This is a genomic window from Trinickia sp. (genome assembly GCF_057351765.1).
Map to the genome: position 1 here is coordinate 179,003 of NZ_JBMRBK010000079.1, position 15,004 is coordinate 194,006.

The following is a 15,004-nucleotide window of genomic DNA, read 5'->3' on the forward strand; positions in this document are numbered from 1 at the left end:
GGCCTTCCGCGAAGTCGATCCGTTTTTCGGACATCATCGGCGCACGCTCATCGTTGCAGCCTGATCTGAATCAAGTGCGCGCGATCTGGCCGTCGGGGGTGGCCGGACCCGGGAGCCACGCCGACGCGCGGAGGACGCCGAACGCCAGAAACGGGCCAGCTCGGGGTGGATCGCTTCGCGCCAGCGGGCTCCGGTAAAAAGATCGTAGTGATCGCAATCGGCGATCGTCAGGCGCATTCTCGAGCGCTGCGGCACGGACGCTAGAACGGTATGGGCGGCATGCGTCTGGCCCGCGCCGGTGATATCGTCGCGATCGCCCTCGACCGTACAAAGGGCGGTGCTAGCAAGCGCCGAGCCATCGATGCGGCGTCCTGCAATCTGCCAAATACCGTGCGCGAGCCGGTGCTCGCGAAAGAGGACCCGCAGGGTATCGAGGAAATAGTCCTCGGTCATGTCGAGCACGGCGGCGTACTCGTCGAGCGCGCGTCGGCTTTCCGCCGCTTTTGTCTTGTCTGCGCGCCACCGGTGCGCCCAGTACCGCGATTCGAGTGCGAGCTGGCGGTCCGGATGCACGGCCATCAGCGCCGCATGTTGAATATAGCCTGGATAGACCCGTCGGCCTGCGCCAGCGTAACCCGGCGGGACGATATCGATGAGAGTGGCTCGGAACCAGCCGATGCTGTGCGCGAGCGCGAAGCGGCCGACGGCCGTCGGATTGATGCGTGCATCGATGGGACCGCCCATCAGCGTGAGGCTGAGCGGAGCCGGCTCGCCGCACGCGGCGACGAGGGCGGCCGCGGCGGCGGCAGGTGCGGTGGCCTGGCATACGGCCAGGACATGCAGTCCGGCGCCGCCGAGCATGCGCAAAAACCGTTCGATGGTCTGGACGTAGTCGTCGAGGCCGAACCTGCCGGCCGTTATCGGAACGTCTCGTGCGTTGGCCCAATCGGTCACATAGACGTCGGTGTCCTCCAGCAGCGTCTCGACCGTCTCGCGCATCATGACGGCGTGATGGCCGGCCAGCGGCGCGCAGACCAGAACGGGATACGGGGATGAGCGAAGGACCATGCCTTCGCGGGCGAAGTGACGGAGTGCGCAAAACGGCGTTGCCGCGACGATGGTTTCTTTCACGCTCACCTGGCGTTCGCCGATCGTCACCGAATGAATATCGAAGCCCGGCGCTTGGGCGGCGGTCTGAATGAAGCGGCCGAACCAGTCGCTGCCCGGAACGCCGCTATCGCCAGGCGCCACCGGTAATCCGAAAAGGCGCCCGGCATATTCGGTCCACGCGCCAACGGAGCGCGCCAGCGCGCGCTGCGCTTCCAGCCAGTCGTAGAGCATGACCGCCTCCCGCGGCACGCCGCGCTCGCCAGCGTGGGGCCCACGCAGCGCGACAGTGCCCGGCTATTGTGCCGACGCGGCATGCCGGCTGGCAAGCCCGTCTTTCCGCCAGAACCGGATTTGTCGCCGCCGGTTGCAGCTGTTGTACTATTGGACGTTTTTGTCCAACGTAACCAGTCACGCATGCTCGATTTCTTTCGCAACCACAAGCGCCTGATGATGTTCATGCTCGTCCTCGTCATCGTGCCGGGGCTGGGCTTCATCGGTATCCAGGGTTTCCGCGGGTTCTTCGACGAAAGCGCCAATGTGGCGAGCGTCAACGGCCATAAAATCACCCGTGCCGAATTCGACGACGCGATGCGTCGGCAACTCGATCAGGCGCGGCAGGTGCTCGGCGCGCGCTTCGACGCGAAGATGTTCGATACGCCCGAGCGGCGCCGCGAATTGCTCGACAGCCTGATTCAGCAGCGCGTGCTGGCCGACGAGGCGCAGCGCGAGCACCTGAGCGCATCGGATGACGCGGTGCGTCGAGCGCTCTTGGCCGATCCGGTGATTGCGTCGCTGCGCAAACCCGATGGGTCGATCGACGTCGATCGCTATACCCAGTTGCTCGCGATGCAGGGCATGACACCCGATCAATACCAGGAGCGTGTCCGTTACGGCCTGGCGATGGACCAGATCCCCGATAGCATCCAGGCGAGCGCGTTCGTGCCCAAGAGCGTTGCCGAGCACCTGGCCCAGCTTGCCGAGCAACAGCGCTCGGTGCAGCCGCTGGTGCTGCATACCAGCGATTACGCCTCGAAGGTCAAGGTGGACGATGCGCAGCTCGCCGCGTACTACGATGCGCATCGCGCCGATTTCGCGACGCCGCCGACGGCGTCCATCCAATACGTCGTGTTCTCCCCGGCTACGCTGGGCGCCGGGATCAACCCGACCGAAGCCGATGCGAAGAAGTACTACGACGACAACACGGCGCGTTTCACGACACCGCGTGAAGTGCGCGTGAGCCAGATTCTGATTCCGTCGCCGAGCGGTGCGAAGCCCGACGAGGACGCGGCCGCGAAGAAAACGGCGCAGGACGTACTGGCGCAGGTGAAGGCGCATCCCGATCAGTTTGCGCAGATCGCTCAGAAAGAATCGAAGGACCCGGGCTCCGCATCGAAGGGCGGTGACCTCGGCTGGTCGACCGGTGGTGTGATCACGGGCGACAAGGCATTCGACGCGGCCGCGCTCGGGTTGAAGAAAAAGGGCGATGTCAGCGATGTGGTGCGTTCGGCGTTCGGATACCACGTGATCATGCTGACCGACGAAAAGCCGCCCGTCGTCAAGCCGTTCGCCAGCGTGAAGGACCAGATCGAGAAGGAACTCAAGTCGCAGCAGGCCGCCAAGGCTTTCAGCGACGGCTCGGACGCGTTCACGTCGACAGTCTACGAACAGGCGAAGAGCCTGCAGCCGGTTGCCGACAAGTTCAAGTTGACGCTGCAAACGGCCACGGTCACCAACAAGCCCAGCGCGTCGCTGCCGCCCGACAGCCCGCTCAACAATCCCAAGTTCCTGGCTGCTGTCTTCGCCAACGATGCCGTCAAGGACCATAACAACACGCAGGCGATCGACGTCGGCAATAACATGCTGATCTCGGCTCGCGTGACCGACTTCAAACCGGCTGCCACGCCGCCGCTGGCATCGATCAAGGATGCCGTGCGCGCCCGCTACGTGGCCGAGCAGGCTGCCGAGCTCGCCCGCAAGGACGGCGCCGCCAAGCTTGCAGACTTGCAAAAGTCGAAGTCGACCGCGGGCTTCGGCGCCGAGATGAAGCTCTCGCGCACGGATGCGCAAAGCGTCCCGCCCGCAGCGTTGAGCGCGATCTTCAAAGCCGATGCCAGCAAGCCGCCCGTCTACACCGGCGTCGATCTTGGCGAGGCCGGTTACGCCATCTATCGTGTGAATGCCGTGCTGCCCGGTGCGCCGATCGACCCCGCCCGGCTTGCGGGAGCGCAACAGCAACTTTCGCAGATGAGCGGACAGACCGATATGCAGGCTTATATCGATGCGCTGCGCGCGCGCTCGAAGGTGAAGTTCTACGGAGCGGCGGACGGCAAGTCAGGCAGTACCGATTGAGCGATTGCCGGCAGGTCCGACTTAGCGGACTTGCCGGCGCTGAAGGAGCGGCGCGAGAACCGGCCAGACATTGTCGAGCAGTACCGGCTGCGCTTGCTCGGTCGGGTGCATCTGATCGCTCTGGAACATGTCCGGCTTGTTTTCGATGCCGGCGAGCAGAAAAGGGACGAGCCGTACATCGAGTTCCTTGGCGAGCGAGCCGTAGATTCGATGGAACTGCTCCGTATAGGCGGGGCCGTAATTGGCCGGCACATACATCCCGACGAGCACCACTTTCGCCTTGCTCTGCTGCGCGTCCTTGACGATCGTGCGCAGATTGTCTTCCGTCGTCGAGAGCGGGACACCGCGCAACGCGTCGTTGGCGCCCAGCTCGACGATCACGATCGACGGCTTGAGGCGGGATATCAATTCGGGCAGCCGCGCGCGGCCGCCGCTCGTCGTGTCTCCGCTGATGCTTGCATTGGCGACGCTATAATCGATGCGCTCGTTCGCCAGGCGGCGCCTCAGCAGCGCGACCCATCCTGAATCTCTGGGCAGGCCGTACTCGGCCGAAAGACTGTCGCCGAGCACGACGATGACCGGCTTGGCCGGCGCGGCGGCATCCGCCGTTGCACCGGCCGAGGTCGCGACCACGGCGAGCGCGATAGCCAGCAACGCTCGGTGCAGATTGCCGGCGAGCGCACCTACTTTCGAGCGACGCGCCTTCCTCATGCATAAAAATACCGATCCCATCATCGAAGTACGCAATTTATCCAAGCGGGTTAAGAACGCAACGGGCGAGCTGACGATACTCGAGGACATCACACTCGAGGTCACGCCCGGCAGCAGCGTGGCAATCGTCGGTGCCTCCGGCTCGGGTAAGTCGACGCTGCTGGGCTTGCTCGCCGGATTGGACAATGCCACGTCGGGCTCGGTTCGATTGTTCGGAAAGGCGCTCGAAACGTTGTCGGAGGATGAACGGGCGAATCTCCGAAACGGCATGGTCGGGTTCGTCTTTCAATCGTTTCAGCTGATGCCGCATCTGACCGCTCTCGAGAACGTGCGCTTGCCGCTCGAGTTGCAAGGCGGCGTCACCTCGCACGAGGCAACGGGCCGTGCCCGCGCGCTGCTCGATCAAGTCGGCCTCGGGGCGCGCACTGGGCACTATCCGAAGGTCCTGTCCGGCGGCGAGCAGCAGCGTGTCGCGCTCGCGCGCGCCTTCGTCACCCACCCGGCGATCCTGTTCGCAGACGAGCCGACGGGCAGTCTCGATGCCGCGACCGGGCACGCGGTCATCGATCTCATGTTCGAGATGAACGCGGCACACGGGGCCACGCTCGTGCTCGTCACGCACGATCTCGAACTTGCGCATCGTTGCGCGCGCATCGTGACGCTCGACGCGGGACGGGTGGCGCATCGGTAGGCGAGCCCCGCCAACAAGCCGGGCCCACCCCGTTTAGGTTCAACGCTTGCTGGCTTCGCGCGCTCGCGCGATCAGCGCGGAAGTGGACGAATCGTGCTTCGATGGGTCGAATTGCGGTGCGACGAGGTCCGCCTCCACGACTTTGCCGAGTATCTTGCCGAGCTCCACGCCCCATTGATCGAACGGGTTGATGTTCCAGATCGTGGCTTGCACGAGCACCTTGTGCTCATAAAGTGCAATGAGCGCACCCAGCGAGTGGGGCGTCAATGCGTCGACAAGCAGTGTCGTCGATGGCCGGTTGCCCGGAAAGACGAGGTGCGGTACGAGTTCCGGCTTGTCGGGGCCGGCGACCTTGCGTGCTTCCTCGACCGTCCGCCCGAGCATGAGCGCTTCGCTCTGCGCGAAGCAATTGGCGAGCAGCTTCGGATGATGGCTCGCGAGCGGATGCTCGGGCGTGAGCACCGCGATGAAGTCGATCGGCACGATGGTCGGGCCTTGATGCAGCATCTGAAAGAACGCGTGCTGCCCGTTCGTGCCCGGTTCGCCCCACGTGACGGCCGCAGTCGCGTAGTCGACGAATTGTCCGTCGAGCCGCGCGGACTTGCCGTTGCTCTCCATTTCGAGCTGCTGCAAATACGACGGCAAGTAGTGCAGCGCCTCGGAATACGGTGCGACGAGATAGCTTTGCGAGCCGAAGAAATTGCGGTACCAGATGCCGACGAGTCCCATCAGGACGGGCAGGTTGCGCTCGAGCGGGGCTTGCCGGAAGTGGGTGTCCATGGCGTCGGCGCCGGCTAGCAGCGCGTCGAAATGCTCGGGCCCGACGGCGATCATGATCGAAAGACCGACAGCCGACCACAGCGAATAGCGCCCACCCACCCAGTCCCACATTTCAAAGACGTTCTTTTCATCGATGCCGAACTTGACGACTTCGGCCGGATTGGCGGACACGCCGACGAAATGCTTGGCGAGCGCCTGCTCGGGGCAGCCTCGTTGCACGAACCAGTCGCGCAGCGAGCGCGCGTTCGTCATGGTCTCGAGCGTCGTGAAGGTCTTCGAAACGACGATCGCGAGCGTCTCCTCGGGATCGATGCGCGCAAGGACGCGAGCGAGGTCGGCACCGTCGACGTTGGAAACGAAGTAGCTGGCGATCTCGGGATGCGCGAGATGATCGAGTGCATGGACGACCATTTTCGGACCGAGATCCGAACCGCCGATCCCGATATTGACGACATGACGGATGCGCTTGCCGGAGTAGCCGGTCCACGCGCCGCTCCTCACGCGTTCGGCAAAGGCGGCCATCTTGGCGCGCTCGGCGCGGATTTGCTCGTGGTAGGGGGCATCGGCGCGCGTGGCTCGCAACGCGGTATGCAACGCCGCACGGCCCTCCGTGGGGTTGACGATGGCACCCTCGAACATGGCGTCGCGACGCGCTTCGACGCCCGCTTCGCGCGCGAGCGCAACGAGCAGGCGCAGTGTGTCGTCGGTGATCCGGTTTTTCGAGAAGTCGGCGGCGAGGCCCCCTCCCGCGAAGGTGAAGCGCTCGGCGCGGGTGGGGCTGGTGTCGGCGGCGAACCAGTCGCGCAGCCGCGCTTCGCGAATCGTGTCGTAATGCGCTTGCAGCGCGGACCAGGAGGAAAGCGAGTTCGTCGTCATGGCTGTCGGTCGATCGTTGGGGGCTCGAACGAAGGCCGCGGCACAGCTGGCCGGGCCGGCTTTCGCTTGCTGCTGCGACCCGCTGTGCGCCGCCGGCCGCGATGGCGGTGGCGCCTCTCAAGAAATGCGGCGGGGTCGAACAGTATAGCGGCGTTGGAGGGTGGCTCGCATTACCAGCACGCGTCACTCGCGCGCCGGATAAATCAGCCGATTGATGGAAGCGCGCACCGTCGCGGCGAGCTCTCCCGCCGTCAACCCGGCCGGCCCGATCCCGTGGGCCGTCAGCGTATCCGCGGCAAGACCATGGAAGTAGACGCCCGCGAGCGCGGCCTCGAAGGCCGGCAGGCGCTGAGCGAGCAAGGCGCCGATGATGCCGCCGAGAACGTCCCCCGTGCCTCCGGTGGCCAACGCCGCGCCGCCGGTGGGGTTGATCGCCACACGCGCATCGGGAGCCGCAATGACGGTCCCTGCGCCTTTCAGGACGACAACTGCACCGAACCTGGAAGCGAGCGTTCGCGCGGCTGCGACGCGATCGCGCTGCACCATCGCCGCGTCACAGCCCATCAGGCGCGCCGCCTCGAGCGGATGCGGCGTCAGGACAGTCGCTGCGCCCGCCGCGCCGCGCTCGACGAGCGCTTGCGCGAGAGGGGCCTGCTGCGCCAGCAAATTGAGCGCGTCCGCATCCAGCAGTTTGGGCATATCGAGCGCGATAGCGTCGGCAAGCACATCGGCCGCGCGTTCGCTGGTCCCCATGCCGCAGCCGATCGCCAGCGCGTCCATGCTCGCGAGGCGAAGCGTATCCAGCGGATGCAGCATCAATTCGGGGTAGGGCGGATCGTAAGGCGGCGCGCCGCTGCCGAGAAAGGCGACATGCACTTTGCCCGCCCCGGCATGCAGCGCGGCCCGCGCCGCGAGAATCGGTGCGCCGCACATACCGGTGTCGCCACCGACCACCGCAAGGCTGCCGAACGTCCCCTTGTGCGATGCGAATGTGCGCGCGGGAAAAACGTCGGTGAAGAGATCTGGCGCGTTCAGCCGAGCGACAGGCGTCGACAGCTCGATGGCGTCAGCGTCGATGTCGAGCGGCGCAACCCATAAAGTGCCGCTCAAATCGCGGCCGTGGCCCATGTAAAGGCCCGGTTTCGCGCCGATGAACGTGATCGTGTGCGAAGCGCAAGCGGCGACGGCGCCGCCGACGATGGTGCCCGAGTCGCTGTCCAGCCCGCTCGGCACGTCGAGCGCGAGCACGCGGCCGCATCGACGGGCGTGCGCGCCGATGCGGCCGGCCAGTTCGGCGAACATGCCCTCGAGCGGACGCGCGAGCCCGATCCCGAACAGACCGTCGACGATCCAACCGTAGCGCTCGAACGAGGCCGGCGGCACATGCGAGATCGGCACGCCGGCCGAGCGCGCCGTACCGAGCGCCCACCGCGCATCGTCGGGTTTGACCTCCACCGGCATGCACACTTCGACAGGCACGCCGGCCTGGTGCAGCCCCGTTGCGCACATGAGCGCGTCGCCGCCGTTGTTACCGGGACCTGCCGCGAGCCAGACGGGCCATCCGCCCGCCAGGGAACCGTCGTGTCCGGCCTGCTCGAGCAGGCATCGCGCCGCTGCCGCACCGGCGCGCGCCATCAGCGTGTTGGCCGGCAAGCTTGCCGCCGCACGATGCTCGATTTCGCGCACTTGCGCCACCGAATAAAGCGGCAGCGGCCGCTCGTGCGGATGGACAAAACTGGAACGCGGCGGGGGCGAGGCGGCTTCTGTCATGGGTCTCGGATATCCGGGAGCATCGCAGCGGCAACGGGCGCGAGACCGATCGATCGCCACCCGTGGCGTGCCTCGGCGGTGGGTGGCCGCACGCTTGCGGCCATGCGGGGGTTCGCTCAGCTCGCGAAACGATCGGCGCGCAACGCGGCAAGCGTATCGGGCGGAACACTGGGCTCGGTGCCGCTGATGATTTCAGCAAGCACTTTAGCAGACCCGCAGGCGAGCCCCCAACCGGCCGGGCCGTGCGCGAGATTCACGAAGAGCCGCGGATGCGACGCCCGGCCGACGACGGGCAACCCGTCCGGCGAAAGCAACTGGACGCCATCCCATGAGTGCGCGGCCGAAATCTTGGCGGCGCCCGGTATCCAGTCATGCGTGGCTTGCGCAAGCAGCGCCGTTGCCGCGGTGGCAAGCGGTTCCGGGGCCGGTTTTGCGATTTCGCGCTCCGGCTGCACGAGTGCCGCACCCGCCACGCGCACCCTCTGATTCACGCGCGTCATCGTAATGCGCCGGACCGTATCGACGACCGCGACATGCGGCACACACTCCTCGTAAGCGATCGGTGCCGTCAATGCGAAAAAGCGGGCCGGGTGCAAGGGCAGATTCGTTGTGGCCCGTTCGATGAGGGGGAGGCTGCCGGCGCCCGCGGCAACGACGATCGCGTCGGCCGATACGACATCGACTTCCCGTGCGCTCGCGCGTTCGCTCGGCGCAGGCGCGAGTTCCACCGCCGCGCGCTGCTCGTCGAGCCGCAAGGCTTCGACCGCGCGGCCGAACATGAACCGGACACCGGCTTGCTCCTCGAGCACTTGTTTGACGAGCTTCGTGAACAGCGGGCAGTTGCCTAGGCGCTCATGCTCGAAGAACACGCCGCCCGCAAACTCGGGATCGGTGGGTATCGAATGCTCGAGATCGGCACATTCGCGCGCCGTGAGCACCTGATGCTGGACTTCGAACTCGCGCAGCAAATCGAGCGCGCTTTGCGCAAGCTCCCACTCGCGCGGGTGCCGCACGACGTGAAGCATTCCGCTGCGCTGCTCGAACTCGAAATCGAAGCGCGTCTCGAGCGCCGCGAGCGTCTCGCGCGACAGATCGACGAGCGGCCCGAGGCGCCGATACTGGTCCCGAAACGCATCCGGCTCCTGAAAGGCGGCGAGGCGCTGCATGAAGCGCCGCGTGGTGCCGTTGAAGCCCGGCTTGTAGACGAGACCGCTGCGCGGTATCCGCGCATTGGGCACGAATGTGGGGCCGAACCATACGTCGAGCGGCGTGGGCAGGAGCGCGCCGCCATGCCCATAGGTGGCACCCTGCGCAACGGTTGCATGGCGCTCGATGACGCAGACGCGGTGTCCGGCCGAATGCAGCTGATATGCGGTGGCGACGCCGACGACCCCGCCGCCTATGACGATGACATCCATTGAATGATTGCTCGGAGCCGTGCAAACCGCGAGGCGCGCTCGCATTGCGCCTTCGCGTCGAGGAAGCAAACCGCGGATGATAGCGCCAATCGTGCCTGCACGCCTCACCCGCGCGAGCGAAACCGGTCCCGGGCCCCCGCCGCAGCTCCGCCGTGGCGGCATCGCGGCTTGGATCGGAGCGGCTTATTGGGGGCCGACTTCCGGGTATAATCCTGGTCTTCCTTTCGCTTCATGTCGTCCGCACGCGTGGCCAGTGACGCGCGTGCCCGACCCATCGACGCCCACGTCCTTTCATGGCTCACTTCTCGTGCTTTCCCGGTGCTTCGGCGCTCTCCGACTTCCGTCAATCCCGTCTCATCGACACGCTCGGCCGCATCGACGCGAACATCGTCGATGTCCGCGGGCAATACCTGCACTTCGTCAGTTCGGCCGAGCCGCTCTCGCGCGAGGATAACGATCGCATCGAGGCGCTCCTCCACTATGGCGCGCCGTTCGCTGCCGGCGAAGGGCGCGGCGCGGGCGAAACGTTTCTCGTCGTGCCCCGCTTCGGCACGATTTCGCCGTGGGCCAGCAAGGCGACCGACATCGCTCATCACTGCGGTCTCGATCACGTGCGGCGTATCGAGCGCGGAATCGAGTACACGGTGACGCTCAAAGCGGGCTTTCTGGGAGTGGGGGCCAAAAAAGGACTTTCGGACGAGGCGCGCGCCGCGGTCGCGGCGGCGCTGCACGACAGGATGACCGAAAGTATCGTGGGCTCGCGCGGGGATGCGCACCATCTGTTCGACGAATTGCCCGCCAAGCCGCTTGCGACGGTCGATGTCCTCGCAGCGGGCCGGGCCGCGCTCGAGCAGGCCAATAGCGAGCTGGGCCTCGCGCTGGCGGATGACGAGATCGATTATCTCGTCGATGCCTTCACGAAGCTCGCGCGCAACCCGAGCGACGTCGAGCTGATGATGTTCGCACAGGCGAACAGCGAGCACTGCCGGCACAAGATCTTCAACGCGCAATGGACGATCGACGGCGAGCCGCAAGACATGTCGCTTTTCGCGATGATCAAGAACACGGAAAAGCTGAATCCCCAAGGCACGATCGTCGCCTACTCGGACAATTCGGCGATCATGGCGGGCGGCCCGGCCGAGCGCTGGTTCCCGCGGCAGGCCGCCGATGCCGGCGGTGACGGCGCGGGCATGTTCGACGAGCGGTACAGCCGCCACGTCGAGCTCACGCACACGCTGATGAAGGTCGAAACGCATAACCACCCGACCGCCATCTCGCCGTTCGCGGGCGCCGCGACGGGCGCGGGCGGCGAAATTCGCGATGAAGGCGCGACGGGACGCGGCGCGCGGCCGAAGGCGGGGCTCACCGGATTCTCGGTGTCGAACCTGGCACTGCCGGATGCGCTCGAACCTTGGGAAAGCGCCCGTGACGCCGCCGTGCCGCTCGCCGAGCGCAATCCCGCGGACACATACGGCGCCTACGGCCGCCCGGATCGCATCGCATCGCCGTTGCAGATCATGATCGACGGTCCGCTCGGCGGCGCCGCGTTCAATAACGAATTCGGGCGGCCGAATCTTGGCGGCTACTTCCGCGTCTACGAGCAAAACGTCGGCGGCCAGGTACGGGGCTACCACAAACCGATCATGATCGCGGGCGGCATCGGCAACATCTCGGATGCCCACACGCACAAGCACGACCTGCCGGCAGGCTCGCTGCTGATTCAGATCGGCGGCCCCGGCATGCGCATCGGCATGGGCGGTGGCGCCGCGAGTTCGATGGCAACGGGCGCGAACACGGCGGAACTCGATTTCGACTCGGTCCAACGCGGCAATCCGGAAATCGAGCGTCGTGCGCAGGAAGTCATCAACGCCTGCTGGCAGTTGGGCGCCGGCAACCCGATTCTCAGCATTCACGACGTCGGCGCGGGCGGTCTGTCCAACGCGTTCCCCGAGCTCGTCGATGGCGCGGGCAAAGGCGCGCGTTTCGAACTGCGCCGCGTGCCGCTCGAAGAGAGTGGACTGTCGCCGCGCGAAATCTGGTCGAACGAAGCGCAAGAACGCTATGTGCTGGCGATTGCGCCGGCCGATCTGCCGCGTTTCGAAGCCATCTGCGTCCGCGAGCGCTGCCCGCTCGCCGTCGTCGGTGTCGCGACCGAGGCGCGCCAGCTCCAACTGGTCGACACGCAAGGCGAGGGCCCGGCGCAGCATCCCGTCGATATGCCGATGGATGTGCTGCTGGGCAAGCCCCCGCGCATGCACCGCGATGTCGCGCGCGTGGGTGCTGCGCGGGTACCGGTCGACGTGACCGGTTTGTCGCTCGCCGAGATGGCGGTGGCGGTGCTCAAGCATCCGAGCGTGGCAAGCAAGTCCTTCCTGATCACGATCGGCGACCGTACGGTCGGCGGCACGAGCGTGCGCGACCAGATGGTCGGCCCGTGGCAAGTACCGGTGGCGGACTGCGCGATCACGGCGCTCGACTACGCGGGTTTTCGCGGCGAAGCCATGACCATGGCGGAGCGCGCGCCGCTGGCCGTCATCGATGCACCGGCGTCCGGCCGGATGGCCGTCGGCGAGGCCATCACGAACATCGCCGCTGCGCCCATCGCTTCGCTCGACAAGCTCAAGCTGTCGGCCAACTGGATGGCCGCTTGCGGTAGTCCTGGCGAGGATGCGGCGCTGTTCGATACCGTCAAGGCGATCGGCATGGAACTGTGCCCGGCGCTCGGTATCAGCATTCCGGTCGGCAAGGATTCGCTGTCGATGAAAACGAAATGGGACGAGCGCGGGGTGGCAAAGGAAGTCACGGCGCCCGTCTCGCTGATCATTTCGGCATTTGCGCCTGTCGACGACGTACGCCGGCATCTGACGCCGCAGTTGCGGCGTGCGGCCGAGGTGGGCGACAGTGTCCTGATCGCAATCGATTTGGGCCGCGGCAAGCATCGGCTCGGCGGCAGCATCCTCGCGCAGGTCACGCAGCAAGTCGGCGACACTGTGCCGGACGTCGACGATCCCGAAGATCTCAAGCGCTTTTTCACGGCGATTCAAACGCTCAATGCCGACGGCTTGCTGCTGGCCTATCACGATCGCTCCGATGGCGGACTGTGGGCCACGGTTTGCGAAATGGCATTTGCCGGGCATGTGGGCGTCTCGTTGAACGTGGACATGCTCGCGCTCGATGCCGGTCATGAGTTCGATTACGGGGACGCCAAGGATTGGGCGAAGCAAACGAGCGGGCGTCGCGACGACCGCACGCTGCATGCGCTGCTCAACGAGGAACTGGGCGCCGTCGTGCAAGTGCGTGCGAGCGAGCGCGACACCGTGCTCGCGCTGTTGCGCCAGCATGGGCTGGGTGCGTGCTCGCATGTGATCGGCAAGCCGAACGAGCGCGACATCGTGGAAATCTACCGCGACGCCAGGAAGATCTATGACGCGCCGCGCACCGAGCTGCAGCGGGCGTGGACCGAGGTGAGCTGGCGCATCGCACGGCTGCGCGACAATCCCGCCTGCGCCGACGCCGAGTACGAGACGTTGCTCGATGCGGCGGACCCGGGAATCGCGCCCCATGTGACGTTCGATCCGAGCGAGGACATTGCCGCGCCGTTCATCGGCACGGGCGCACGCCCGCGCGTGGCGATCCTGCGCGAGCAGGGCGTGAACTCGCATCTCGAAACGGCCTACGCATTCGATCGCGCCGGTTTCGACGCTTATGACGTCCATATGAGCGATCTGCTCTCGGGCCGCACGACGCTTGCCGACTTCGCGGGCGCTGTGGCATGCGGCGGCTTTTCGTATGGCGATGTGCTGGGCGCCGGCGAAGGCTGGGCAAAGACGATCCGCTTCAATCCGCGGCTCGCGGACATGTTCGCCGCATTCTTCGGCCGTGGCGAGACGTTCGCGCTCGGTATCTGCAACGGCTGCCAGATGCTCAGCAGTCTCGCTTCGATGATCCCCGGCGCCGAAGCGTGGCCAAAGTTCACGCGCAACAAGTCCGAGCAGTTCGAAGCGCGCTTTTCGCTCGTGCGCGTCGACTCTTCGCCGTCGATTTTCTTTGCGGGCATGGAAGGATCGCGCCTTCCGGTTGCCGTCGCACACGGCGAAGGCTTTGCAGACTTCTCGCAGCAAGGCGATGCGTCCCGCGTAAGCGTCGCGATGCGCTATATCGATCATCGCGGCGAGGCCACGGAGCGGTATCCGTTCAATCCCAACGGATCGCCGAACGGCATCACTTCGGTGACGACGCCCGATGGCCGCTTCACCGTGCTGATGCCGCACATGGAGCGCGTGCATCGCACGGTGCAGATGAGCTGGCACCCCGAGGGGTGGGGCGAGGCGAGTCCGTGGATGCGCGTGTTCCGTAACGCACGGCGCTGGCTCGGCTGAGCGCAAGGCGCCGCCTCCCCGCCTCGCTGCGGCACGCTGGCTCCAGAAACGACAAAGCCGCCCGATGAAGAAGGGCGGCTTTGTCGCTTGAGGCGCGGCCTGCGATTACTGGATCTTGGCCTGGGCGCGCAGGTTCTGCTCGAACGCCTGCAGTTTTTCCTGCTGCATCTGCTGAACGATCTGCGGCTTGACCTGATCGAGCGGCGGCGGGGCGATGGCTCGCGTATCGTCGAGCCGGATGATGTGCCAGCCGAACTGCGTATGGACGGGCGCGTCCGTCATCTGGCCTTTCTTCAGGTGTTCCGCGGCCTGCGCGAATTCCGGCACATAGGCCTTCGGATTCGACCAATCGAGGTCCCCGCCGTTTTTCGCCGAACCGGGGTCTTTCGAATACTGCTTCGCCAGGTCTTCGAAACTTGCACCGCCCTTGATCTTGGCGATCAGGTCTTTTGCCTGCTGTTCGTTCTCGACGAGGATGTGATGCAAGTGCAGTTCGTTGCCGGCGGCTTGCTTGACGAGTTCGTCATAGCGCGCCTTGACCTCGGCATCGCTCGGTGCGTGCTTCTTGACGAAGTCCTCGATGAGCGCACGCAGGACGACCGTCTGCTGAGCGACGGCGATCTGGGCCTTGACGTCGGGGTGTGACGGGATCCCTTCGCGTACGGCTTCCTGCATCAGAATTTCGCGATTGATCAGTTCATCGCGTACAGCTTGTTGCAATTGCGGCGAATCCTGCTGCCCCTGCTTGACGAGCTGACCCACGAGCGCATCCGCGCGCGATTTCGGAATCGGCGTTCCGTTCACGACGGCAACATTTTGCGCAAAAGCCGGGGCGGCGGCGAACGCAGCCAGCAGCACCCAAAGACGGGGTTGGTTAAAGGTCATCGAGAGTTCCTAACGTTTCCTAACGGGAAGGGTTC

Annotated in this window: 9 protein-coding genes; 3 read left to right on the forward strand and 6 right to left on the reverse strand. The window is 65.7% G+C overall.

The annotated features are described in order from the left end of the window. Nucleotides 1-33: 33 nt before the first annotated feature. Nucleotides 34-1,341, reverse strand: coding sequence for a polyhydroxyalkanoate depolymerase (gene phaZ, locus ACO1XS_RS22845; protein WP_331572575.1), 1,308 nt, complete (start codon nucleotides 1,339-1,341; stop codon nucleotides 34-36). A 183-nt stretch (nucleotides 1,342-1,524) separates the two neighbouring features. On the opposite strand from phaZ, the gene ACO1XS_RS22850 reads away from it, so the two are divergent. Continuing rightward, on the forward strand, nucleotides 1,525-3,459 hold the full coding sequence (locus ACO1XS_RS22850; RefSeq protein WP_486391752.1) for a SurA N-terminal domain-containing protein: 1,935 nt from the start codon (nucleotides 1,525-1,527) through the stop codon (nucleotides 3,457-3,459). Between the two features lie 21 nt (nucleotides 3,460-3,480). Here the strand turns inward: ACO1XS_RS22850 and ACO1XS_RS22855 are convergent, their stop codons facing one another. Next, complete coding sequence (locus ACO1XS_RS22855) at nucleotides 3,481-4,170, reverse strand: arylesterase (RefSeq protein ID WP_331572571.1); 690 nt, start codon at nucleotides 4,168-4,170, stop codon at nucleotides 3,481-3,483. Here ACO1XS_RS22855 and ACO1XS_RS22860 point away from each other — a divergent pair. Further along, the gene (locus tag ACO1XS_RS22860) at nucleotides 4,169-4,861 is read left to right on the forward strand and encodes an ABC transporter ATP-binding protein (protein WP_331572569.1); all 693 of its coding nucleotides are present in this window, start codon (nucleotides 4,169-4,171) and stop codon (nucleotides 4,859-4,861) included. The two genes, ACO1XS_RS22855 and ACO1XS_RS22860, sit on opposite strands and share 2 nt — an antisense overlap. A 39-nt stretch (nucleotides 4,862-4,900) precedes the next feature. On the opposite strand, the gene pgi is transcribed toward ACO1XS_RS22860, so the two are convergent. The 3 genes from pgi to ACO1XS_RS22875 form a co-directional block, all read right to left on the reverse strand. Then, a complete protein-coding gene (pgi, locus tag ACO1XS_RS22865) occupies nucleotides 4,901-6,517 on the reverse strand; it encodes a glucose-6-phosphate isomerase (RefSeq protein ID WP_486391753.1) in 1,617 nt (538 codons plus the stop codon). Between the two features lie 183 nt (nucleotides 6,518-6,700). Then, complete coding sequence (locus tag ACO1XS_RS22870) at nucleotides 6,701-8,287, reverse strand: NAD(P)H-hydrate dehydratase (RefSeq protein WP_486391754.1); 1,587 nt, start codon at nucleotides 8,285-8,287, stop codon at nucleotides 6,701-6,703. A gap of 116 nt (nucleotides 8,288-8,403) precedes the next feature. Next, the gene (locus ACO1XS_RS22875) at nucleotides 8,404-9,705 is read right to left on the reverse strand and encodes an FAD-dependent oxidoreductase (protein WP_331572563.1); all 1,302 of its coding nucleotides are present in this window, start codon (nucleotides 9,703-9,705) and stop codon (nucleotides 8,404-8,406) included. Between the two features lie 293 nt (nucleotides 9,706-9,998). Here ACO1XS_RS22875 and purL point away from each other — a divergent pair, with 293 nt between their 5' ends. Continuing rightward, nucleotides 9,999-14,084: a phosphoribosylformylglycinamidine synthase gene (purL, locus tag ACO1XS_RS22880; RefSeq protein WP_486391755.1), complete on the forward strand. Its 4,086-nt coding sequence runs from the start codon at nucleotides 9,999-10,001 to the stop codon at nucleotides 14,082-14,084. A 105-nt stretch (nucleotides 14,085-14,189) separates the two neighbouring features. Here purL and ACO1XS_RS22885 read toward each other — a convergent pair whose 3' ends face one another. Then, nucleotides 14,190-14,969 (reverse strand): peptidylprolyl isomerase, encoded by a 780-nt coding sequence (locus ACO1XS_RS22885; protein ID WP_173258662.1) that lies wholly within the window; start codon nucleotides 14,967-14,969, stop codon nucleotides 14,190-14,192. Nucleotides 14,970-15,004: the final 35 nt, after the last annotated feature.

Excerpts from the sequence above, each read along its gene's own strand:
- phaZ (WP_331572575.1), bottom strand. The coding sequence starts at position 1,341 with ATGCTCTACGACTGGCTGGAAGCGCAGCGCGCGCTGGCGCGCTCCGTT.
- ACO1XS_RS22850 (WP_486391752.1), top strand. The coding sequence starts at position 1,525 with ATGCTCGATTTCTTTCGCAACCACAAGCGCCTGATGATGTTCATGCTC.
- ACO1XS_RS22860 (WP_331572569.1), top strand. The coding sequence starts at position 4,169 with ATGCATAAAAATACCGATCCCATCATCGAAGTACGCAATTTATCCAAG.
- ACO1XS_RS22855 (WP_331572571.1), bottom strand. The coding sequence starts at position 4,170 with ATGAGGAAGGCGCGTCGCTCGAAAGTAGGTGCGCTCGCCGGCAATCTG.
- pgi (WP_486391753.1), bottom strand. The coding sequence starts at position 6,517 with ATGACGACGAACTCGCTTTCCTCCTGGTCCGCGCTGCAAGCGCATTAC.
- ACO1XS_RS22870 (WP_486391754.1), bottom strand. The coding sequence starts at position 8,287 with ATGACAGAAGCCGCCTCGCCCCCGCCGCGTTCCAGTTTTGTCCATCCG.
- ACO1XS_RS22875 (WP_331572563.1), bottom strand. The coding sequence starts at position 9,705 with ATGGATGTCATCGTCATAGGCGGCGGGGTCGTCGGCGTCGCCACCGCA.
- purL (WP_486391755.1), top strand. The coding sequence starts at position 9,999 with ATGGCTCACTTCTCGTGCTTTCCCGGTGCTTCGGCGCTCTCCGACTTC.
- ACO1XS_RS22885 (WP_173258662.1), bottom strand. The coding sequence starts at position 14,969 with ATGACCTTTAACCAACCCCGTCTTTGGGTGCTGCTGGCTGCGTTCGCC.